This window comes from Staphylococcus sp. HMSC06C11 (assembly GCF_001808345.1).
Classification (GTDB): Bacteria; Bacillota; Bacilli; order Staphylococcales; family Staphylococcaceae; genus Staphylococcus; species Staphylococcus capitis.
Genome location: NZ_KV793047.1, coordinates 223,470 through 246,340, shown reverse-complemented (window position 1 = coordinate 246,340; position 22,871 = coordinate 223,470). Strand labels below are relative to the sequence as shown.

The window sequence follows — 22,871 nt, the reverse complement described above, 5'->3', positions numbered from 1 at the left end:
AAAAATAAAGCAGAGCCCTTTATAAGGAACTCTGCTCAAACATTGCACTTAAATCAACACTTTTTACTAGAGAATTACAAGTTTTTACCGTTTAGCGCATCCATCCGTACACCATATTAAACTTGTATTAGGTGGACCTGATTCTGAATTATTCATGTCTCTCGCATTTACTTTAACGTCAAGATCAAAAAGTTCTTTCTTTTCTTTAACAACTTTCATTCGAATCACTCCTTAATTTTTTTAAAAGAATATTTAAATTCTTTTCAGTTACATATTAATACGAGTTTAAAAATATTTCTATATTTTATCATTATTATTACATATGTGTAATAATATAATGTAAATTTTATATAATCTTCTAAAAATTAGAAAATCCACTCATTTTCGTTATTCAAATAGAATGAAAATATGAATATTGTTTCACCAAACACTAAATTAACTTAACCATGCTATTTTGAGCATTATATTCTATAAATTAATATTAATATTTATAAATGTTTAGAAGTATGTATATTAAAAATAAGAAAGCTATACGTAAGTTATTAAATATACAATATGGATTTAATAAATATGTAGCTAATGGCATTAAAAAAGCTTTTGTTTTAAAGTTTTACATACTTGAAGATTATATATAACAAAATTTAGTGTATAATTAATAAAAGTATGGTGTTTACACACATTGGGGTGATGACTAAATTACTTTAGAGCCACTACATGTGGTTGAATATATAAAATGTAAATTTAAGGGAGTTTAGAAATGAAAAAGTTTTTAGTTTTATTGTTTAGTAGTTTATTAATATTAGGTGCTTGTAGCAATAATAATGATTCATCAAGTAAAGAAAATTCTGATAAAATATCAGAAACTAACTCAAGTAAAAAATCTAAAGATTCAAATAAAAATAAATCAAAAGATAAAAAGTCTGAAGACCAAAATAAAGATAATAAAGATACATCTTTAATCAAAGATAAAGAAAATAAACAAAATAGTAATGAACAGTCACAAATTCAACATACAGATAATCAATATCAAAATACTGAATCACAAGCTAATTATCAACAACAAAACAATAAAGAATACTTAGCAAACAATCCTGTATCAACTGATAGTGATTTAACATCTGAAGAAAAACATCGCATGCAGCAATCTTCACAAGGTGCCGACTACGACCCTAACAATCCTTACATGAATTTACCCAACCAAGAATGGCGTAAAAATGCAGGTGGCTTATCTTCAGGTGAAATACAAACAAGAAATGCAATTTTACAAGGTACCTATGATGGTAATGACGCACAACAAAAACTTGACGCTATTAACTATTATGAACAAAAATACGGCGATTAATTTTTGGGGGCTCAGTACAAGCATGGCTACCCTTTTATTTTTGCAAATTATAATAAAACTCGTTATATCAATGTTTAAAATCACGTGATGTAGCAAGCAATATTCTATTTTGGAAAGGGAAAATAAAAGTTGATTTTTAATAAACGCTAAAACGGCTCAATTATGCTGTTTTTAGCGTTTTTTTTTGTAACTAAGTATTAAAAAAATAACTATTTTGACATGAATTGATACAAGGACAAAAAAACACTCCTTTAATTGGCGTGGTTAAATAGTTGATATAGACATTTATGAACTAATAATCAACAGTTAGGACTTAATCTTAAAATATTTAGGCAATCTGCATAAATTACATATAATACATTTTTATCTTCACACATATCAAACACTCCTTATTTTTTGAAATTTATGATTTATTTTTCATTGTTGATAAGCATAAAAAACAAGCCTATCGTTTAATTCATGCAAGGTTAATTGCATAAAAATTTTTTCGTCTGGCTTTTACGCCACTAAGAAAAAGATTTTATGCCCTTGCGTGATTAAACTGGCTTGTAATAGGCAATCCATGATTGCTAGTATGCGATCAACTCGTAAAATAAATGTATTCTACGGTTCCCCAAACTAATAATGGGGCAATTTAATAATGTTACCTTACTTTTAGTGCTTTATAGTTTTGATTATTTAGACCTGTTCTATTTTAAATTTCATATTACCCTGAAAAAAGAATTTCTTTTATTTATATATCTATAGATAAATCACTACTTTTTCGTTTAATAGGTTTAACATTAACTGTATCATTTAATTCTTCTTTATCACTGAGTTTAATATCAAAGATTTTCTTTTCATCTTCTAAATTATCTAAAATAGTATATGGATTATTTTCAATTAGTTTATTGAATACATCAAAAGTTATTTCAATTTTCTTCTTACTATCTTTAGTATTTAATATCAGTTTAGGATTATCAAAATTACTTTTAGGGTCTAAACGACCATCTATTTCCAAAAGAGATTTATAGTTATATAGTTTTGTGACTTACTCAGTTTTTTCGACAGTATTAACTAGTTTTTTAAAAAACTTACTCTCCCCATTTTTTTCTAGTTCATTTATTAAAACAGATTTTCTTTTACTCATAATTTTTTCATCAAGATTTAATTCTTTATGAAAATATTGCAATGTGGAAAATTGTACTGTCTTATTATCTATAAGTTTAGATTTTTGATCTATATAATCACGTAAATGATTATTAAATTTTTTAGTGATAGCCTTTTTATTTCGTTTTACAAATTTAAATAGCTTTTCTTCGATAAATATAGATTTAGTAAAATTTACAATTTCGCTATCCTTTAATATTAAAACTTTACTACAATCAATAGCAGGTTTTTTACGGTCTGTTTGTATATGGTTTGTTTCTAGTTTATATTTAGTTGAAATCCTTTCTGAATTAGATCTAAACGGTATTAAAATATTATTATCATTATATTTTAGATTATAGTAATATGGTTTGTTTCCAGAGCCTTTTTTATAGTTGTATAAAATCTGTTTTGCTTTCCCATTTAATAAATTTTCTATCAAAAAATCGTTTCTATGATGCATATTTTCATTTTGTATTACCTCAATAAAATAAAAAAACAGCTAGATTTAATATCTAGCTGTTGGGGATAGAGTATTATAATTATGATGCCTCCGCTCACCCATCGTAAAGGCTACTGATGATATACGTATTCATTGTTTTAAATCCGCGCGTAGTCGCTGATTAATTATATTATAACATTTTTATATTATAAATCAAGTTATAATTTCATTGTTTGTAAATCTTTTTTATTCTTTTTAGGCTTAGATGATTCTGTATATTCATTTTTCTCAGAAACAATTACATTTGAATAGTCTTTAGTTTGTTGACTTCCTTTATTATTAAAATGGTTCTCCACTAATACATCGTTCCAATCTTTACAATCTTCACTTTGGGGTTGTTCAGACACAATATTAATTTCTTTACCTGAGCGATTTGAAATTAATCCTTGGAAATTTTTAACAAATTTACATTACTCTGCATCAACTCATAATTTGACATTTTCTTTTTTAGTTCATACATGTTTTCTAATTCGTTTAATAATGTTTCTTTTTCTTCAGTGGTTAGATTATTTTGATTCAAGATTAATTGTCTAACCTTGGACAAATTTTCACTTTCAGTATTACTCATAATCAACCTCCCAGTTAAACAAATAAAAAAGAGGAACAAAAAAAGGACTTAACAACCACTTCATGTGATTGCTAAATCCTATCCATAAATGTAAAATTTATATCCATAACCTTAAATATAATATAGAAAAATTATTTATAATATATTTCATGACAGCTATTGCAAGCCGTTTAACTATATAATATATTTATATAAGTGCTTATTGTTCAACTTATACGCCAATATAAGATTGAGCAAAACTCTGTTGTTATGGGGATAAGTCTAGTCACTACTATCCTAGTGGTTAGATGATGTAAAGATGATATACGCCAATATATCTTCTTTATTCCCCTTTTTTATTTGTCTACAGTTATTTACTCTGTAAACAAATAAAAATACTTATTTGATTAATGATAATGTAGCCGATAAATAAGTTGCTTGTCAAGTTAAAAATTCTTTTATTTTATAAATTTTAGATACTATTAATTATCGTCGCTAATAAGTCTTACATCATTTTTTAGTTTTTCCTCTTTAGGAGCTTCCAACTTATAATTATCTCCATCTTTTTCTAATTCGTATACATAACTATTTTTTCCATCTACTACAACATATTCTTTATTTTTTATATCTGACCCAAAAATATATTTAGAAAAATAAGATAGTATTAAATATTTTTTGCTATTTTCTTCTTTTACTTCATATTTTCCTGTAAATTCTTCCCCAGCATTTGGTTTTCCTTGTGCTGAAACCACTTTGAATGTACCATCATCTTTAAAAGTAAATATCGCATCTGTTTTTCCATCTACTACACCTTTAAACTCTCTGCCAGCAAGACCATCGCTACTTTTTCCACATCCAATTAATAATATAACCAAAGTACAAATACTGATCGGAATTAAAACTCTTTTTATTGATTTAAAATACCTCATGAAAATCACTCCAATTAAATAAATTTATTATATTATATCAAATATACTCATTTGATGATGAATACTTTCATCTGCTTTTTTATACTTGAATGTAATCCCCATTTGCTTATAGGAATAACCCTTATAGATTCTTAATGTTTTTATTTTATCTAATCTAGTTTCAAGATATTTTCGCTTAGTGCATATATAGATTGTCCACTCTACTAACTCATCAATACTATTTAGCATATTACTCATCCCTCACTAAAGCCTTATTAATAATTTATCTTTAATGAGATTACACATTGTGGTTACCTATTAACTAAAGGCGTTTCAATCCAATATATTTCAAAAAGATTTGGTCATGCTAATATACATACAACACTCAAGATATATTCAAATTTAATTAAAGAATTTGAGAACGAAGAAGATAAAGAAGTAGTTAAATATTTAAATGAGATTTTCTGGTGACTAAATCAGAAAATGTTGTGACTAAAATAAAGCTTAATTATCATACTCATAGTCACAATTTGACTAAAAATTTTTAAACGGATAAAAACTATTAAGAAGTAAAATTTAAAAAAAACACATTCAAAGCGTTGATACAAAAGGATTTATAAGAAGGCAAAAAAATAACGCTTATAATGGATTTATACCATTATAAGCGTCTGTACGGAAACGGAGGGATTCGAACCCTCGCGCCGCTCTCGCGACCTACACCCTTAGCAGGGGCGCCTCTTCAGCCAACTTGAGTACGTTTCCATATGGCTCCGCAGGTAGGATTCGAACCTACGACCGATCGGTTAACAGCCGATAGCTCTACCACTGAGCTACTGCGGATTAATTTAATTTATCTCTATCAAGCACAAATATTATTATATCAATCCTGTTCAGTTTTTCAAGAGAAATCTTAAAAAAATATACGGAACATTTACACTAATTTAATATTAACGCCCCGCATATTTTAAAATTAAACAAACAATTTTAATCTTAATTTGTGTAGATAAAAATATTAAAATGGTGTCTACTTATCATCTAAAAGAGAATACCTTGAGAGAGCTTCAAATATATTTAACGATGATTGATTATAATCAATGGGTTGTTCTGGATTATTTGATTTCATACGTGCATGTTTATCTACCATATAATAATAAATAATCGCATTTGTATATTGATGCCATAAGCTATGATATGAAACGTTTAATATAAATGATTCACCATTAGCAAATATCACTTTACTTTTACGATTTTTAAGTTCTTTGATGTTGTCGATATAATGCATGTTTATCCAGATGTTTTCGTCTTGTCGATCAGAATGTGTTGGGAAAAAATAAGTTGGAAATAAAGGGGTAAGTAAAATAGGTGGTTTACTAGAGATACCTGTAATTCTATTAGTTTCAGATTTTTTGCTTAGGTAGCTATTACCATAGAATTTGCAGGACCTCTCGATAATTCTTTGAACTTTAAATGGACTTTCCTTTCGTGATTTATCAAATCTTATAATTTCTGCACCTGAAGTTTGCTGATATTCATCATACCTTGGTCGAATTAACATGTCACCTTTTCTAATAACATAGATTGATTCACTAAAATTAGTCATTCGATTACCTCACTTCACAAAAAAATAAATTATTGTTACTATTTTCTTTTAATAATAATAACTTAATTTTATTTTATACGAGCCTTAAATTAAGTCAAGTTCTACTTTTATTTTCTTTTTACACATATTTCTTTTAAAATGTCAGAATATTCATTGATTTCAAAAATTAAAAACTGTATAATACTCATATATCAATAAATAGGAAAGGTAGTGATTTTCATGAATCATAATACAAATGTAAAATACACTACACTTGAAGACTTTGTAACAACAGTTAATGATTTAGGTGTAGAACTTGTAATTGATGAAGCATTAAGAGAAGCTAGGAAGAAAAAACTTGAGACTCTTATCGACGAAGCACTTGTTAATAAGAATGAGAAAGATTTCAAACAGTACATAGATGAATATAAAAAATTGGAGGCTTTTCTCAGTGAATAAATTAGATTCGAGTCACTCATTATAAAAGGTCTATTCCCTACTTTAATTTAAGTTTAGAGAATAGACCTTTTTTATTTTATTTAAGACATTAATCTTATAATTTCATATTTATCAATATCACCAAAATAATGGTATAGATTATAATTGGATAATGCTTCCTCAATATGCTCGAAGTCATGTAAACAACCTTCAAGTGCATATTCAAGTTCGGTTACATCGCCTTCTCCAAAGAAGTCTCCAAATATTTTCGCATGTTCAATACGTCCTTTTTTAACATCAAATTTAATTTGTATAAATCCCTTTTCAAATTTTTCTTCACGCTCAAAATTATATTTAGGATTTTTACCATAATTCCATTCCCAAGTACGGTATTTTTCGTTGCTTAACTGTTTGATTTTAGTCCAATCGTCATCAGTTAATACATATTCTTCTACTTCATTTTCCCCAAAAATAGTCTTTAGAATAATTTGCTTAAATTCATTAATATTTAGTGGTTCTTCTAAAAATTCATCAATGTTAGCCACACGTTTTCTTACAGATTTAACGCCTTTAGATTTAATTTTAGCAGGATTAACTTTTAACGCATTTTGAACTTCATCAAGTTCACAATTTAACATCAGAGTGCCGTGACTAAACATTCTATTTTTAACCTTTACCATTGCATTCCCTGAAATTTTAGCTTCACCAACTTGGATATCATTACGGCCCGTCATTTCAGCATTAACTCCTAAAGATTGTAAAGCTTGCACAATCGGCAATGTAAACTTTTTAAAGTTGTGAAAACTATTGCCATCATCATCAGTAATAAAGCTAAAGTTTAAATTACCTGTATCGTGATATACCGCACCACCTCCAGATATACGACGCACAACATCAATGCTGTTCTTATCAATATATTCTTTATTAACTTCCTCAATTGTATTTTGATTCTTGCCTACAATGATTGAAGGTCTGTTAATATAAAATAAAAAGTAACTTTCTTCAGCTGGAAGATTTTTAAGAACGTACTCCTCCATTGCTAGATTGAGCGTGGGATCAGTAATATTATTATTACTAATAAACTTCATAACATTCCTCTCCTTAAAGTATCTTTCTATATGCCCTTACCCTAGTTATGAATGATTTATATTAAAAATTCCAATTATTTACTCATTTATGTCTTACTTTTCATATTTATATATAACAATCTTAGTTTTTTAAGGATATTAGTTTATTTGTTATGTAAATTTTAGTACAATATTATCTAGCTATGATTTAAGGGAGGAGTCATTATGACTGTTGCAGAAGTAGGTAATATTGTAGAATTTTATGACGGTTTAAGAGGCCGTGTAGAGAAAATTAATGACAATTCTGTTATTGTAGACTTAACAATTATGGAAAACTTTAATGAATTAGATTTACCTGAGAAAACTGTCATTAATCATAAGCGATATAAAATCGTTGAACAAGAAGGTTAATTATAATGAAAAATGTTTCTAAAGCTTTAATTTGGTTTATTATAAGCTTCATCGTCTTTCACGCAATTTTATTTGTGATGTGGGGTGAACACCAAGAGTACTGGTACTTATACACTGGCATTATGCTAATAGCAGGAATAAGTTATGTTTTTTATCAAAGAGACATTGCATCTAAACGATTATTAACTTCAATTGGAATTGGTATAATCACAAGTATTGTACTTATAATCGTACAACTCATTTTTTCACTTATTTCATCAGAATTATCGTACGCATCATTAATCAAAGAATTATCAAGAACAGGCGTTTATTTCAAATGGCAAATGCTCATTACGTTAATATTCGTAATTCCGTGTCATGAGTTATATATGAGAACTGTTTTACAAAAAGAATTAATTCGTTTCAACTTACCTAAATGGGTAAGCATATTAATAGTTGCAATCTGTTCAAGTTCATTATTTATCTACCTTGATAATTGGTGGATTGTATTCTTTATCTTTGTAACTCAAATCATTTTATCATTAAGTTATGAATATACTAGACGAATAGCAACTACTTCAATAGCACAAATTGTTGCTATAATATTGTTATTAATATTTCATGGATAAAAAGCATTTCTTAACCCTTCTCTTGCGGGTTAAGAAATGCTTTTTTTGTTGAAGTAATTTTATTAATCATAACGTTGTTATATATTGAGAGACAAATTAGAGATTAACTTTAAAATTATTCATTACTTTAACATTGTAATCTGCATTTTTCAGATTATTTCTAATCAGTCCCCCCATTGTTTCATCGTGAGTTTCATGAACAATCGCATCTTTCAAGTAATCTTTGTAATTTCTATAACAATAATCTGTCATGGTGATTCTATACATTTGATTCTCATCTATATTATCTATTTTAACTCTGTGGTATGGCTGTTGTTTCATATCGACTGTATAATTAATACCTTGCCAGAATGTAAACAACGTTTCATCAATAATTGTTAAACTTAATTTTCCTTGTTCGAATTCTATATGGGAATAGCTATACTCTAGAATATCTTTTATGTTTTTCCCTCTTACCGTTAGATCAACAGGTTTGTCTGGATGTGGATATGCCTCATATAAATCCCTATTGCGAATAACTCCACCTAGTCCTTCCTCTCCGTTTATAGGTAGGTGCACACATGAGATTTTATAATCATACGCAGCTTTGATACCATCATGAAGTAATTGAGCAAATGGATGTGGCTGACAAATAATGTCTTCAATACTATCAATAATTAGATTAAATTTGTTATTAGATATAATTTCATCTGCCCAGTACTCGACAGCTTTACGATCATAATGCGTCTCATTTAGTAAATCTTGATCTTCATTATAGTCATTTAAATCTATCACTTTTGATTCGATATTTTCTATTTCATATGAACTCGTACGCTTTTTAAAATGAATTGATAAATGTACTAACTCTTCAGCATTTTGACCTGCTTGTACATAAACTGTTTCATGATCTTTACCAACAATAGTTTGATGTTGATGAGCTGTAATAATTAAGTCGATGACACCTAATTCTTCCATAATTTTTTCAGCTTCGTTCGCATTTCTTTCGTTTCGTTTACTCTTATTACTAATTTTATTAAGACCACCATGATAAATAACTATAAGAAAATCTGGCTCCTCAACTTCATGAATATATCTAATCCAACGCTTAGCTGAGAGAAGCGTCTTTTCAATACTGACATCATTTTCCATTTCAGCATATTCATTTTTCATTAAACCATCAGCTGTTAATCCGACAATAGCTATCTTTAAATCATCATAGTTTTTAATTGTATATGGTGTTGAAAAATATGGCTCACGCGTCACTGTGTACTCTATATTTGCTGATAACCAAGGAAAACGGGCTAACGCAACTGAACGCGTTAAGAATGACAAACCAAATTTAAATTCATTAGGGCTTATCCCACTGGCATCGTATTGCATAGCATTCATTAATTTAATCATAGGGTGACGCTTATAAGGAGCTACTACCGCATAATAAAATGCTGCTAACGAACCTGCTAAGCTACCTCCACTATCAAGTAAAATAACATGCTTATTTTGTTTACGAGCATCTTTGACATATGTGCCTGCTCTGTAGATATTTGATCCATAGTCCCCGTTTAAGAAGTGACTATGCATATCTGAGGTTGCAATCACATCTACAGTAATATTTTCATTTTTTTCCATCTAGCCACTCCTCTCATTAAAGTAAGTTTAACATGTAAATATCTTGTAGTGTAATTAATATAAAAGTAATTCAAATCATGCCTTTGGAAAACAAAACACAATAATTAATAAAAACTTATCTAAACATAAAAACACTTCTGATAAATAGTATTCATTTACCAGAAGTATTTTATAAAAATTATCCTATTTGAATTCGTTCTTTAGGATAGCTAAATTTATCAGGTTCTTTACGTCCAGCTAAAATAATAATAAATGATATCAAGCCGACTCGTCCGATAAACATCAAAATCATTAGTACAATTTTAGTTAAATTACTAATATTATCAGTTGCACCTAAACTTAAGCCACACGTACCGAATGCTGACATTACCTCAAAAAAGATTTGTATAAATGTCAATTTACCTTGTTCAGTAGCAGCAATAATAATCATACTTACAAAAGTTAGAATTGATGCCATTGTAAATACCGCAAAGGAACGTTGAATATCCATAATATGAATTTCTCTATTAAAGGCTTTGATACCTGTTTTATCAGCAGTATTATTAAAATTAATAATAAAAAGAATAAGAATAGCAAAAGTAGTTGTACGGATACCTCCACCAACCGAACTTGGAGAGGACCCAATAAACATTAATATGCTCATTATAATATTTGTGGCATCACTGAAATGTGACACATCAATTGTTTGTAAGCCAGCACTACGTGTAGTCGCAGACTGAAATAATGAATCAAATAGAGCCTGATGCCAACTCAATCCCTTGAAGGCATGGTTATGTTCTAATAACAATATAGATAGTACACCGAATACAAATAAAAATAGATATGTAGACGTTGTTATTTTAGTGAATAATGAGAATCTAAAATTAGTTACTCTATTTTTTATGTATGCTTTAAGTTCGAGAAGAACAGGAAATCCAATCGAACCTAAAACAATTAGAAACATAACTATTGTTTGAACAAAATAATCTTTTGCATATGGCACAAGAGATTCTCCCGTTATATCTAAACCACCATTTGTTGTAGCAGAAACCGATACAAACACACCTTGCATAAAAGCGTGTTTTAAATCAGGATTATCTCGATAAAAGTAAAATGCTAATAATAATGCGCCTACAAGTTCAATTACAAATATTGTTCTTACAATCTCTAAAATCAATTTTACAGTACCACTCATCGTGTCTTTATTATTATCTAACATGATAAGTTGTCGTTCTCTTATACCAATATGCTTACCCAACACTACCCAGAGTAATGTACCGATAGCCATGACACCTATTCCACCGATATTTAAAATAATCAAAATGATTATTTGTCCAAAGGTAGAATAAGTATCAACTATATTTACTGGTGTTAATCCTGTCACACTAATTCCAGAAACCGCAACAAACAATGTATCTATAGGATTAACATCAACTCCATGTTTATGTACAAAAGGTAAATTTAATAATAAAAATGCAACCACAATGGCAAAGAGGTAATAAAGAACAATCCCTTGTTGAGGACTTGATTTCTTAAGTAATTGACTTAATATAGACATAAATTTCACCTCAACGTTTATTTCAGTTTAATTTGAATAGTTTTTTCTGTACCATTTCTATAGATTTTAGCTGTTAAAGTTTTTAAATCATCTCTATGGCTAAAAATAATTTGTCTATAGCGTAAATTATCTTCAACGGTTTTACCATCTAATTCTACTATTACATCATCTTTTTTCAACCCTGATTTTTCACCTAAGCTATTTTCTTTAATATCATTAACAAGCACACCATTGTTAACACTTGATGGAAGGTTGGCTTCCTCTCGTTCTTCACTTGAAATATCTGCTACATTTTTTATTTTTATACCAGTGTTAGGGTATTGCACTTTTCCATTGTCTTCTAATTGTTGTGCTATTTTACGTACATCATTAATCGGAATTGCAAAGGCCATACCCTCTACATTTTCCATATCTATCTTCAACGAAATAATACCTATAAGTCTACCATCTTTATCAACTACAGCTCCTCCAGAGTTACCTGGATTAACTGGGGCATCAACTTGAAATGCTTTCATCAACACATCATAACTATTGTCTTTATCTATATCTACAGGTACATGACGATCTAAACCTGAAATAATCCCTTTAGAAACACTACCTTTGAAATCTACTCCTAAAGGATTACCAACAACTAATATTGATTGTCCCAATACTAAGTTATTTGAATCACCTAAAGTTATTGGTTTCATACTTTCATCTGATAACTTAGCTTTTACAACAGCAATATCAGACCATTTGTCTTTGCCAACCACTTTTCCTTCAACAGACTTATTATTATTGTATGTAACTTTCTGTTTATCTTTATCTCCGACTACGTGAGCATTCGTTAAAATATAAATAGAGTCGCCTACTTTTTTGTAGACGACACCCGAACCAATTTCATTATCTGAACCTGATTTACTTTTAGGAATAGTAGTATTATTAGATACATTGTTTTGAACAGTTACTACTGATTTGACAGAGTTATTAGCGTTTTTCATTGTAGTTGTATAATTCTTGTCATTTCCATTAAAAGCACTATCATTAGTATGATCATTTTTATTAACTGTTGTAAATATAGCATTTAATATAAGTAATAATAAGATAATACCTATGATAATTAAAAGTTTTGGCCAGTGTTCTTTAAAGAAAGCAATTATTGCGTTCTTGATGTATTCAAAATTATCATTTTTATTACTCGTTTTTAGAGAATCTTTCTTTGAATATTTATCATTACCTTTGTCATCATCATTTTCCTTATCATCTGAATGATGATTTATAGATGAATATGGCTTTTCTTTGTTTTGTTCAGAATCTAAATGACGCTTATCATTATTTTTTCTCTTATCTGTTATATTATTAGAAGTTTCTATCTGATTATTGTTCTCATAATCACTATCTTTAGTGCTAACCTCTTTTTTATCTGTTGTTTCATTTATATTAGACTGTTCTTGTTGAACGTTGTCATCATTTTCTTTAGCGGTTTTAACGGTTTTGTCTTCACCCTCTATGTCCTTCGGTTGGTTAGTGATTGAATATGGCACTCTTGTTTCTTTATGATTATGATTTACTTGTTCATCTTCAACTTCACTTCGTGGTCTATCCTCTGAAGTTAAATGTGTTTGAGTGTGATCACCTAATTCTTTAGAATTAGAAGATTTTTTGCTCATTGAAGAAGGTTTTAATGCATCTGTTTGATTGGTCTCTTCATGTTTATTTTTTTGCCTTTGATTTGCTATTTCGTGTTGTTGTTGAATTTCTTCTTGAGTTAATTTCTCAATTCTTGCTTTACGTAAATTATCTTTAACGCGTTCTTCGTTAACCTTGGATTGTTGTTTTTCTTTAGCAACTTGCTGTTTTAGAGCTTCTCGTTCACGTTTAATACGTTCTTCTCTTTCTTCATTATGAAAATATTCACGTCGCTTTCGACGATACTGACTACGGGGTATGACTTGTTTTTTATCATTATCCAATTGATGACCCACTCCTATATTCACTTATATTAGTTAAATATGTAAAAATTATTAAATTTTAGTTATTTCTAAGGTTTTCAATACAGTATTATCGAGTTTGATTATAGTTTAAATTTTAATATTTTAACTATAAAACTGCAATGTTCAATACAATAAAGTTAAAAATAAACTCCACTCAAAAGGTTAGATGAGTGGAGCAATGTTTAAATAATAAACTATTTATTCTTCTTTTTGTTTTTAATGACGGAAGTAAACCATCCTATAATCACTAGTAAAATAAGCACTGCCCAGAAAATGGATTGCCATAAAGCACCATGAGGGAATTCTTCTGGTAAAACGCCAATATCTGGATGCGCAAGAACCATTACAACTAATTTAATACCAACCCAACCAACGATGGCAAAGGCTGCTCCCTCTAAACCTGGATATTTATTTAATAATTCAACGAACCAATTTGCAGCAAATCTCATAAGAATGACACCAATCATGCCACCTAAGAACATTACTATAAATTGACCTAAGTCCATTCCACCGAAGTGAATCCCCATCTTAGGTAATGTCACTGCTATAGCTAAAGCAGCTAACATTGAATCAATAGCAAAGGCAATATCTGCAAATTCTACTTTGAAAACTGCGCCCCAAAATGCTTTAGGCCCAACTTTCTTTTCATTTCCTGAATCATCATAGTGATGATCATCACCTGAGTCTTTATGATGCTCTTCTTCTGATTTATGGAAGAAATCCCACAAATTCTTGATAGACATATAGATTAAATAGATTGCACCTGCAGCTTGAATCCACCAGAAGTTCGCAATAATACTAATTAAGAATAAGGCTATAAATCTAAATATAAATGCTCCTAATAAACCATAAAACAATGCCTTCTTACGTTGTTCTGGTGGTAAGTGTTTTACCATTACAGCCATAACTATTGCGTTATCAGCTGCTAATAAACCTTCTAAGAACACAAGCACTAAGAGTACCCATAAATAAGGTAAAATCAAACTTGGATCCATAGTGGACAACTCCTTTATTAAAAAATACAAATAAAGAGACCTATGCTAAATAATAGCAAAGGTCTCACTAAGCAATTGTATTGCCCACTTTACCGGAAGACTTACCTTCGTAATGACGATAAAGTGTTAAATAGTAGTTGCTAATAATTAAAGTTCTACTATCCTCTAGTTACTCCCCTCTGACAAAGTTGTCATAGGTATTCATTTGTTAATAATAGTATACATAGATTGTACAAGTAACACAATCTAAATCGTATCTACTTCGTTTAATACGTTCTTAAAGAATACCCCGTTGTCAATAAAGTTAAACTCAAAACTTATAATAAACTATATAACTTAATATCAGGGAATTTCTCTTCAAACCAACGAGTAGCAAATTCATTTTCAAATAAGAAGACAAAGTTGTCATAGCGGTCTTTCACTAATATAGAACGTGAAGTGTTCATATTATCTTTAATATCTTCTTCATTTTCTATCCAACGCGCGATTTTTCTTCCAACTGGTTCCATTACTACATCAACATTGTATTCATTCTTCATACGGTGCTCGAACACTTCAAATTGTAATTGACCTACAGCACCAAGAATAATTTGATTGGTGTGTAGCGTTTTATAATATTGGATTGCACCTTCTTGTACAAGTTGTTCAATACCTTTATGAAAATGCTTTTGTTTCATTACATTTTTAGCTGAAACTTTCATAAAGATTTCAGGCGTAAATTGAGGTAAATCTTGGAAACTATATTTTTGCTTAGCACCGACAAGTGTGTCCCCTATTTGATAATTACCTGTATCGTATAAACCAATAATATCACCAGCTACAGCGTGGTTAACAGTTTCTTTATCATCCGCCATGAATGAAGTAGAACGTGTTATTTTTTGTTTCTTACTTGTTCTCTGTAATGTTACATCCATACCACGTTCAAAGGCACCACTAACAACACGCATAAACGCAATTCGGTCTCTGTGTTTAGGATCCATATTCGCTTGTATTTTGAAAATAAATCCTGAGAAGTCTGTATCAAATGGACTTACTTCAACATCTTCATTTGTTTGACGAGCGTTAGGCATCGGTGCGTGGTCAACATAAGCGTTTAAGAAGTTTTGAACACCAAAGTTAGCTAAAGCTGAACCAAAGAAAACTGGTGTGAGCTCACCGTTTAGTAACGCATCATTATCAAATTCTTCGCCCGCTTCTTCAACAAGCATCATTTCTTCAATAGCTTGTTCAAAGGCACTATCATTTTTAATATCATGATCTTCTTCTAATTCGTAATCATCATTGAGATGTAATAAATTTTCTTCATCTCTAAATGGCTCAATAGTTTTAGTCGCTCTATCTATAATACCGAAGAAATTTTGACCCATACCCACAGGCCAGTTCATTGGATACGTTTCAATATTTAATGTTTCTTCAATTTCATCTAACAATTCAAATGGTTCTTTACCAACTCGGTCAAGTTTATTGATGAACGTAAATATAGGAATACCTCTCATTTTACATACTTTGAAGAGTTTTAAAGTTTGAGGTTCAATACCTTTTGCGCAGTCAATGACCATGACAGCACTATCTACTGCCATAAGAGTACGGTACGTATCTTCAGAGAAGTCTTCGTGTCCTGGTGTATCTAAAATGTTAATTTTATAATCATCATAATCAAATTGCATCACTGAACTAGTTACAGAAATACCACGTTCTTGTTCTACTTTCATCCAGTCACTTGTAGCGAATTTCCCTGTTTTCTTACCTTTAACAGTACCAGCTTCTCTAATCGCTCCACTGAAGTATAATAATTTTTCAGTTAAGGTAGTTTTACCAGCATCCGGATGCGAGATGATGGCAAATGTTTTTCTTGACTCTACTTCTTCCTTTAAATTCATTCATCATTCTCCTTTTAGTTTGTTGCTATCCAATCACAAATGTCACGTGCGAGTGCATCGGCTTCATTTTCAGTATAAAAATTAAAAAATTGCATTAACAATTCTTCATGTAACTCATTAATAGTTAAGTCGAGGGGCAGTTCTACAGACCAAAATAAGTCAGGAATCGCTATCAACATAACGCCTCTATCGCTATTTTGATAGAAATAAATATTTATTATTAGTTCATTATACTGAAGTTGCTTAATCTTCAACAGGTCCACCGCCGAATTTCTTATAAGCAGCTTCTAATCCAATTAAATCATCTCTATGAGGAACTTTCACATGGCCAGGCATAATTTGATAAGGTTCTCTTCCTTTAGATGCCAATACTACTGTATCTCCAGGTTCAGCAACATCTATTGCATGTTTAATGCCTTCAGCGCGATCATCAAATTCGACATAATTATCATGAGTTGCACCTTTAGCTAACTCAGCTGTAAGCATTTTAGGATCGTCATTTGCAGGATTATCAGGAGTAAAGATAACATAATCTGCACGACATGCTACGCTACCCATCTCAGGTGTTTTAGTCATGTCTCTTTCTCCAGCCATACCAACTAAGAAAATCAATTTCTGTTTAACGAAAGGTTTTACAGCGTCAATCAATTTATTCATACCATCTGCTGTATGAGCGTAATCAATAATTAAATCAATTGGTAATGAAGGATCGAGCACCTCTAATCGTCCTTCTACGGGTTCAAGAGAAGTTACCGCATTAATAATTTCTTCCATAGAAGCGCCTTTACTCCAAACTGCAATGATAGCAGCCATTATATTAGAGATATTGAATCGACCTACATATGGTGATTTAACTCGATAATCTCCAAATGGTGTACTTAAATCAAACTCCACACCCTGTAACGATTCATTAATATTCTTAGCCATAAATTGAGCTTCGTTATCTATGCCATATGTAAACACTTCATAAGGTGTCACACTTGCTAAATAATGAGAGAAATCATCGTCATTATTAAGTACGACGTATTTTTCTTTAGCTAAATCTTCACCAAGTTGGCTAAATAATAATGATTTCGCGTGGCCGTATGCTTCCATAGTGCCGTGAAAATCTAAGTGATCTTGTGTTAGATTTGAGAAAATCGCAACATCAAATTCTACACCTCTTAACCGACCAAGTGATAAACCATGACTCGATACTTCCATTGTCATAGCTTCGGCATCAGCATCAACTGCTTCTTTAATCTTTTTAGTTAATGAAACTGTTTCAGGCGTTGTGTTGGCACCTTTAGTCTTTGTTTCATTGATTTGGAATCCATTGGTACCTAAATAGGCACTATTTTTATTTAATTTTCTATAAATGAGATGAATCATTGTTGCAATTGATGTTTTTCCGTTAGTCCCCGTGACACCATATGTAGTCAACTGATGACTTGGAAAATCAAATAACGTATGTGCTAGTAAACTAGCTACTCTTAATGTATCTGGAACAACAACTTGAGTCACTTCCCCATCAAGTTCAAGTTCCCTGTTTACCACTACAATACTACAACCTTGTTCAATTACATTTTGACAAAATTTATGACTATCTACCGTATATCCTTTAGATGCTACGAAAATACTTCCTTCTTTAGCTGTACGTGAATCAGTAGTAATATCATCTACATTTTTATCTAGTGTTCCAATTACATTTTTCACTCTTATTTTCTCGAACAACGCACTCGCATTCAAAATGTATCGCTCCTTTTTTTACAATAATTCTATTATACACATTTTACTAGTGTTGATAAATTTATTCTTATTTATTGAGGTTCGTTATTAAAATAAAGTCCTTCTATATTTAATAGGAGGTAAAAATTTAATTAAAAATATTCTTCATTGTAAAATTAAGTCAATTTTTATTAAGCTTAAGTAAAAATATCTTAAAAATATTTCTATAGCCCCAATCATCCCAATACATTTCCCTTAATTAATGCTAGTATGAAAGTAGATTAAGAAAATATAAAGTTTTTAATAAGTTTATTTTGTGTTAGTACGAAGTTTAGATTGAGTAATTAAAAATTTATTTTGAAGATGAGTGTGGTATAATGCATAAATAAAAATTTAAATTACTTAGTTTACATAGTTAATTCATGAATTTGAAATGTGTTGCACACTGTATTTATCATGCTAAGAAGCGACAACTTCATGTCGCTTAATTCCTTTTATAATGTATGAAAATACGTTACACTTATTATAAATTTTAAAAATTAATGGAGGGTGGCTATAAATGGTTACTCAAAATAAAAAGATATTGATTATTACTGGATCATTTGGTAACGGTCATATGCAAGTCACACAAAGTATTGTCAACCAATTGAATGAAATGAATTTAGATCATTTATCAGTAATACAACATGATTTATTTATGGAAGCTCACCCAATTATGACTTCTATTTGTAAAAAATGGTATATCAATAGCTTTAAATATTTTAGAAATATGTATAAACGTTTTTATTATAGCCGCCCTAACGAGCTTGATAAATGTTTTTATAAATATTACGGATTAAATAAATTAATCAACTTACTCATAAAAGAAAAACCAGATTTAATACTTTTAACATTCCCTACACCTGTCATGTCAGTACTTACTGAGCAATTTAATATTAATATTCCAATTGCAACTGTTATGACAGATTATCGCATGCATAAAAATTGGATTACCCCAGATTCTCAAAGATATTACGTTGCTACAGAGGATACTAAAGATGATTTCGTTGAAGCAGGCGTGCCAGCTTCTCATATAAAAGTAACTGGAATCCCTATTGCTGATAAGTTTGAAGACTCCATTGATAAAGAAGCTTGGTTGTCTAAGCATCATTTAGATCCAAACAAACCAACTATCTTAATGTCAGCAGGTGCATTTGGAGTTTCTAAAGGTTTCGATTATATGATTAATGAAATCTTAGAAAAAAGTCCTCACTCTCAAATAGTGATGATATGCGGACGTAGTAAAGAACTGAAACGCTCTTTAAAAGCAAAATTCAAACATAATCCAAACGTTTTAATTTTGGGTTATACCAACTATATGAATGAATGGATGGCTTCAAGTCAATTAATGATTACTAAACCAGGTGGGATTACAATTTCTGAAGGACTCACACGTTGTATCCCAATGATTTTCTTAAATCCAGCACCTGGTCAAGAACTTGAAAATGCTCATTATTTCGAAGATAAAGGGTTCGGTAAAATTGCTGACACACCAAATGAAGCCATCGATATCGTATCTCATTTAACAAACCATGAAGACAGACTAGAAGCTATGACAAATCAAATGCGATTATCAAAAGTAAGTTATTCTACTCAGAAGCTATGTAGAGATTTATTAGATTTAATTGGTCACTCATCTCAACCAGAAGAAATCTACGGAAAGGTTCCTTTATATGCAAGATTCTTCGTTAAATAATTACTCCAATAACAAAAATTTTGTTATTATGTTAGTTATTTTATTCTTAATGGAATTTGCACGAGGCATGTACATACTTAGCTATATTAACTTCTTGCCAACAGTGACGTCGATTGCAATCGCAATTACTTCATTTGCATTTTCTATACATTTTATAGCTGATGCAGCAACAAATTTTGTTATCGGATTTTTACTTAAGAAATTTGGTGCAAAGATTGTTTTAACTGCAGGCTTTTTACTCGCATTTGTAAGTTTGTTTCTAGTCATCTGGTTCCCAGCATCACCATTCGTAATCATATTTAGTTCTATTATGCTAGGAATAGCCGTTAGTCCGATATGGGTCATCATGTTATCAAGTGTTGAAGAGAATAATCGTGGTAAGCAAATGGGGTATGTATACTTCTCATGGTTACTAGGTTTATTAGTCGGCATGGTCGTAATGAACTTGTTAATCAAAGTACACCCTACTCACTTTGCTTTCATGATGTCTCTCGTAGTTCTTATCGCATGGGTATTATATTATTTTGTTAATATACAATTAACGAATTATAATACGAAACCTGTCTCAGAACAGCTTAAACAAATCGTTGATGTTACAAAACGACATCTCGTATTATTTCCTGGGATATTACTACAAGGTGCAGCAATTTCAGCATTAGTGCCTATACTTCCTAAATACGCTACAAAAGTAATCAAAGTTTCTACGGTTGAATACACTATTGCAATCATTATAGGTGGTATTGGTTGTGCATTTTCAATGTTGTTCTTATCAAAGATTATTGATAATAATAGTCGTGGATTTATGTATACCATTATCTTTGGTGGTTTCATATTATATACGTTATTAATATTTGCTTTATCATTGTTAACTAATATCTACTTAGTTTGGGTAATAGGTCTCTTTATTGGATTAATGTATGGAATACTTTTACCTGCGTGGAATACTTTTATGGCTGGTCATATTAATCCCGAAGAACAAGAAGAAACTTGGGGCGTATTTAATAGTGTTCAAGGATTTGGATCTATGATTGGACCATTAGTTGGTGGATTAATCACTCAATTTACAAATAATTTAAATAATACATTTTACTTCTCAGCTATGATTTTCCTATCTTTAGCTGTATTCTATGGTTATTACTTTATAAGTAGTAGACAAAAAAGGAAATAAAGTATTTCGAAGCCTATTGATGAATTTTCATTGATAGGCTTTTCTTTGGCTTAATGTACTTCTTTTTTTCATTTGAGATAAAACATAAAAATCCGCTACAAAAAAAGGATGAATCGACACCCTTGTACAATTCATCCAATCATTTATATTAATTATCCTAACTCAAATGTTTCTACTACTGTCCATTTATCGTCTTCTTCACTATATTGTAATAAAGAAAGTTCGTTAATTGTCTCTTTATGGTCTACCCCTGCTAATTTTACTTGACCATAGATATCTTCAAATTCTTGACTTGATAAGCCTTGTGCAATTGTAAAGTGCGGAACAAATGGATGTTCAGCCTTACCATAAAACTCGTCAGTATTGAATTGATCAAAAAGTTTTTCTAAAGAGTCAGTTTTAGCTACTTTGAAGTAAATAACATTAGTTGTTGGTGCAAAACTTGAAGCTTTCGTTGCATGAACATCAACTGGTTGAATGTCACTAATACGTTTTTTCACTTCTTCTTTAATAGAATCTAATTCATTATCATCAATTTCAAATTGAGATTTAATTGTTATATGAGGCATGATTTGTGCATAATGCGTATCATAGCGTTTACGATAAGCATTCACCTCTTCTTGGAATGACTTAGACGGAACTAATGCTAATCCTAGAATCATTTAAATTCCTCCTTTGTTTAACATATTTCCATTATATCAAAATTTTTTGAAAACCGTTACTTTTAAAGTGAAAACAATTACATTTCTGAAATATCTACATTTAGTAAGATTTATATTTATAGACTTCACTAATAGAGTATAAATATTAGGGAGAACGCTTAATCTGGAATGACATCACTCAAGAAATATTCAAGAATATCTCCTAATAATGGTTTCCATGATTTCCAACTATGCCCACCCTCGAACTCAGTATAGTAATAATCAACATCATAATCTTTAATAAGGTCAGCTAATTCACGGTTAGGCGTAAGAAAATTAGCACGTTTACCATTTGTAGGTAATGTGAAGTCTTCCTCCTCTAAGCCAATTGCGTGCCACAGTGTAAGTTGATTTCTATTATCACAATTAACTACTTTTTGTTTAACATTATCGTCATACATTGGGCTTAGCATTGCTGCCTGACTAAATATAGTTGGATATGTTAGAGCAGTCATTAAAGCGATACTACCAGCCAAACTATCTCCAATTAACAATCGAGCATTACCTACTTTATAAGTTGGAAAAGTAGAATCAATAAAAGGTAATATTTCTTTACCAATTGCTTGAACTGTCAAATGTGAACGACTGCCTGATGGATGAAACTCTTCTCGTCGTTTATCAACATCTTCATAATGAAACCCGACAATAATTGCTCTTTGAATAGAATTATCCTTTCTCAACTGTTCGTATGTACGTTGAATTCTACCGAATCTTAAGAAATCTAATCCATCAAAGCATATAATAACTTGATACTTAAACAACTCAGTATATTCTTCAGGTAAATAAATGGAGAGTGTCACATCTCTATCTAGAATGTCACTGTGTATTACTTTTTTATTTATTTTTCCAGCGTTAAACTCTGTCATATGCGTATGCCCCCTCATAGTAGTATTATCATTGTATCAAGACTTGCAACACATTTAAATTCTCTAAAATGGTTTTAAGCAGAATCCTCAGTATCTTATTACTAATTTTCAAAATATGGAGAACCTTTAAAAAAATTAAGCGAAAGCTGTTTCATAGCGTCTTTAACTATGATT

23 protein-coding genes, 2 tRNA genes and 1 riboswitch are annotated in these 22,871 nt (G+C 30.3%); of the genes, 6 read left to right on the top strand and 19 right to left on the bottom strand.

Features of this window, described 5'->3' with window-relative positions; all coding sequences use genetic code 11:
* Positions 1-84 precede the first annotated feature (84 nt).
* A complete protein-coding gene (locus HMPREF3154_RS09615) occupies positions 85-219 on the bottom strand; it encodes a gallidermin family lantibiotic (RefSeq protein ID WP_002469996.1) in 135 nt (44 codons plus the stop codon).
* Positions 220-757: 538 nt separating this feature from the next.
* Between HMPREF3154_RS09615 and HMPREF3154_RS09610 the strand changes: the two genes are divergently transcribed.
* Positions 758-1,342 carry a hypothetical protein gene (locus tag HMPREF3154_RS09610; protein ID WP_023350496.1) on the top strand — a complete coding sequence of 195 codons (585 nt, stop codon included), beginning with the start codon at positions 758-760 and terminating at the stop codon, positions 1,340-1,342.
* Between the two features lie 733 nt (positions 1,343-2,075).
* On the opposite strand, the gene HMPREF3154_RS11710 is transcribed toward HMPREF3154_RS09610, so the two are convergent.
* From HMPREF3154_RS11710 to HMPREF3154_RS09565, 8 genes are all read right to left on the bottom strand, one after another.
* A complete protein-coding gene (locus tag HMPREF3154_RS11710) occupies positions 2,076-2,342 on the bottom strand; it encodes a hypothetical protein (protein WP_023350497.1) in 267 nt (88 codons plus the stop codon).
* Positions 2,343-2,372: 30 nt separating this feature from the next.
* The gene (locus tag HMPREF3154_RS09600; protein WP_226859622.1) at positions 2,373-2,912 is read right to left on the bottom strand and encodes a hypothetical protein; all 540 of its coding nucleotides are present in this window, start codon (positions 2,910-2,912) and stop codon (positions 2,373-2,375) included.
* A 218-nt stretch (positions 2,913-3,130) separates the two neighbouring features.
* Positions 3,131-3,319, bottom strand: coding sequence for a hypothetical protein (locus HMPREF3154_RS09595; RefSeq protein WP_023350499.1), 189 nt, complete (start codon positions 3,317-3,319; stop codon positions 3,131-3,133).
* Positions 3,320-3,351: 32 nt separating this feature from the next.
* Complete coding sequence (locus HMPREF3154_RS09590) at positions 3,352-3,540, bottom strand: hypothetical protein (protein WP_023350500.1); 189 nt, start codon at positions 3,538-3,540, stop codon at positions 3,352-3,354.
* A gap of 461 nt (positions 3,541-4,001) precedes the next feature.
* Positions 4,002-4,448: a hypothetical protein gene (locus HMPREF3154_RS09585; RefSeq protein WP_023350501.1), complete on the bottom strand. Its 447-nt coding sequence runs from the start codon at positions 4,446-4,448 to the stop codon at positions 4,002-4,004.
* A 652-nt stretch (positions 4,449-5,100) separates the two neighbouring features.
* Positions 5,101-5,189 (bottom strand) — tRNA-Ser (locus tag HMPREF3154_RS09575).
* A 3-nt stretch (positions 5,190-5,192) separates the two neighbouring features.
* Positions 5,193-5,267: transfer RNA gene (locus HMPREF3154_RS09570), tRNA-Asn, on the bottom strand.
* Between the two features lie 184 nt (positions 5,268-5,451).
* On the bottom strand, positions 5,452-6,027 hold the full coding sequence (locus HMPREF3154_RS09565) for a competence protein ComK (RefSeq protein WP_023350568.1): 576 nt from the start codon (positions 6,025-6,027) through the stop codon (positions 5,452-5,454).
* A 219-nt stretch (positions 6,028-6,246) separates the two neighbouring features.
* On the opposite strand from HMPREF3154_RS09565, the gene HMPREF3154_RS09560 reads away from it, so the two are divergent.
* Positions 6,247-6,465 carry an IDEAL domain-containing protein gene (locus HMPREF3154_RS09560; protein WP_023350569.1) on the top strand — a complete coding sequence of 73 codons (219 nt, stop codon included), beginning with the start codon at positions 6,247-6,249 and terminating at the stop codon, positions 6,463-6,465.
* An 80-nt stretch (positions 6,466-6,545) separates the two neighbouring features.
* Here HMPREF3154_RS09560 and HMPREF3154_RS09555 read toward each other — a convergent pair whose 3' ends face one another.
* Entirely contained in the window at positions 6,546-7,532 is a 987-nt protein-coding gene (locus tag HMPREF3154_RS09555) for a lipoate--protein ligase (protein WP_023350570.1), read from the bottom strand.
* A 204-nt stretch (positions 7,533-7,736) separates the two neighbouring features.
* On the opposite strand from HMPREF3154_RS09555, the gene HMPREF3154_RS09550 reads away from it, so the two are divergent.
* Together HMPREF3154_RS09550 and HMPREF3154_RS09545 are read left to right on the top strand one after the other, a co-directional pair.
* Positions 7,737-7,922: a YkvS family protein gene (locus HMPREF3154_RS09550; protein ID WP_002433441.1), complete on the top strand. Its 186-nt coding sequence runs from the start codon at positions 7,737-7,739 to the stop codon at positions 7,920-7,922.
* 5 nt (positions 7,923-7,927) lie between these two features.
* A complete protein-coding gene (locus HMPREF3154_RS09545) occupies positions 7,928-8,530 on the top strand; it encodes a CPBP family glutamic-type intramembrane protease (RefSeq protein WP_002433304.1) in 603 nt (200 codons plus the stop codon).
* Between the two features lie 96 nt (positions 8,531-8,626).
* Here HMPREF3154_RS09545 and HMPREF3154_RS09540 read toward each other — a convergent pair whose 3' ends face one another.
* From HMPREF3154_RS09540 to HMPREF3154_RS09510, 7 genes are all read right to left on the bottom strand, one after another.
* On the bottom strand, positions 8,627-10,135 hold the full coding sequence (locus HMPREF3154_RS09540) for a bifunctional metallophosphatase/5'-nucleotidase (protein WP_023350571.1): 1,509 nt from the start codon (positions 10,133-10,135) through the stop codon (positions 8,627-8,629).
* Between the two features lie 178 nt (positions 10,136-10,313).
* Positions 10,314-11,672: a TrkH family potassium uptake protein gene (locus HMPREF3154_RS09535; protein WP_002469916.1), complete on the bottom strand. Its 1,359-nt coding sequence runs from the start codon at positions 11,670-11,672 to the stop codon at positions 10,314-10,316.
* Between the two features lie 17 nt (positions 11,673-11,689).
* On the bottom strand, positions 11,690-13,624 hold the full coding sequence (locus HMPREF3154_RS09530; RefSeq protein ID WP_023350572.1) for a trypsin-like peptidase domain-containing protein: 1,935 nt from the start codon (positions 13,622-13,624) through the stop codon (positions 11,690-11,692).
* Between the two features lie 215 nt (positions 13,625-13,839).
* Positions 13,840-14,640 carry a TerC family protein gene (locus tag HMPREF3154_RS09525; RefSeq protein ID WP_070474697.1) on the bottom strand — a complete coding sequence of 267 codons (801 nt, stop codon included), beginning with the start codon at positions 14,638-14,640 and terminating at the stop codon, positions 13,840-13,842.
* A gap of 70 nt (positions 14,641-14,710) precedes the next feature.
* Positions 14,711-14,830: riboswitch (yybP-ykoY riboswitch) on the bottom strand.
* Positions 14,831-14,957: 127 nt separating this feature from the next.
* Positions 14,958-16,520 (bottom strand): peptide chain release factor 3, encoded by a 1,563-nt coding sequence (locus HMPREF3154_RS09520; RefSeq protein ID WP_002433266.1) that lies wholly within the window; start codon positions 16,518-16,520, stop codon positions 14,958-14,960.
* Between the two features lie 14 nt (positions 16,521-16,534).
* Positions 16,535-16,774, bottom strand: a complete 240-nt coding sequence (locus HMPREF3154_RS09515; RefSeq protein ID WP_023350573.1) for a YueH family protein — start codon at positions 16,772-16,774, stop codon at positions 16,535-16,537.
* Positions 16,764-18,248 (bottom strand): UDP-N-acetylmuramoyl-L-alanyl-D-glutamate--L-lysine ligase, encoded by a 1,485-nt coding sequence (locus tag HMPREF3154_RS09510; RefSeq protein WP_023350574.1) that lies wholly within the window; start codon positions 18,246-18,248, stop codon positions 16,764-16,766. The genes HMPREF3154_RS09515 and HMPREF3154_RS09510 overlap by 11 nt, the downstream gene beginning before the upstream one ends.
* 538 nt (positions 18,249-18,786) lie before the next feature.
* Here HMPREF3154_RS09510 and HMPREF3154_RS09505 point away from each other — a divergent pair.
* Together HMPREF3154_RS09505 and ltaA are read left to right on the top strand one after the other, a co-directional pair.
* Positions 18,787-19,962, top strand: coding sequence for a diglucosyl diacylglycerol synthase (locus HMPREF3154_RS09505; RefSeq protein WP_002433223.1), 1,176 nt, complete (start codon positions 18,787-18,789; stop codon positions 19,960-19,962).
* A complete protein-coding gene (ltaA, locus tag HMPREF3154_RS09500) occupies positions 19,940-21,130 on the top strand; it encodes a lipoteichoic acid biosynthesis MFS flippase LtaA (RefSeq protein WP_023350575.1) in 1,191 nt (396 codons plus the stop codon). Before HMPREF3154_RS09505 ends, ltaA begins: the two co-directional genes overlap by 23 nt.
* Before the next feature lie 152 nt (positions 21,131-21,282).
* On the opposite strand, the gene HMPREF3154_RS09495 is transcribed toward ltaA, so the two are convergent.
* Complete coding sequence (locus HMPREF3154_RS09495) at positions 21,283-21,792, bottom strand: YjcG family protein (RefSeq protein ID WP_023350576.1); 510 nt, start codon at positions 21,790-21,792, stop codon at positions 21,283-21,285.
* 158 nt (positions 21,793-21,950) lie between these two features.
* Positions 21,951-22,697 carry an esterase family protein gene (locus tag HMPREF3154_RS09490; RefSeq protein ID WP_023350577.1) on the bottom strand — a complete coding sequence of 249 codons (747 nt, stop codon included), beginning with the start codon at positions 22,695-22,697 and terminating at the stop codon, positions 21,951-21,953.
* Between the last annotated feature and the right edge of the window lie 174 nt (positions 22,698-22,871).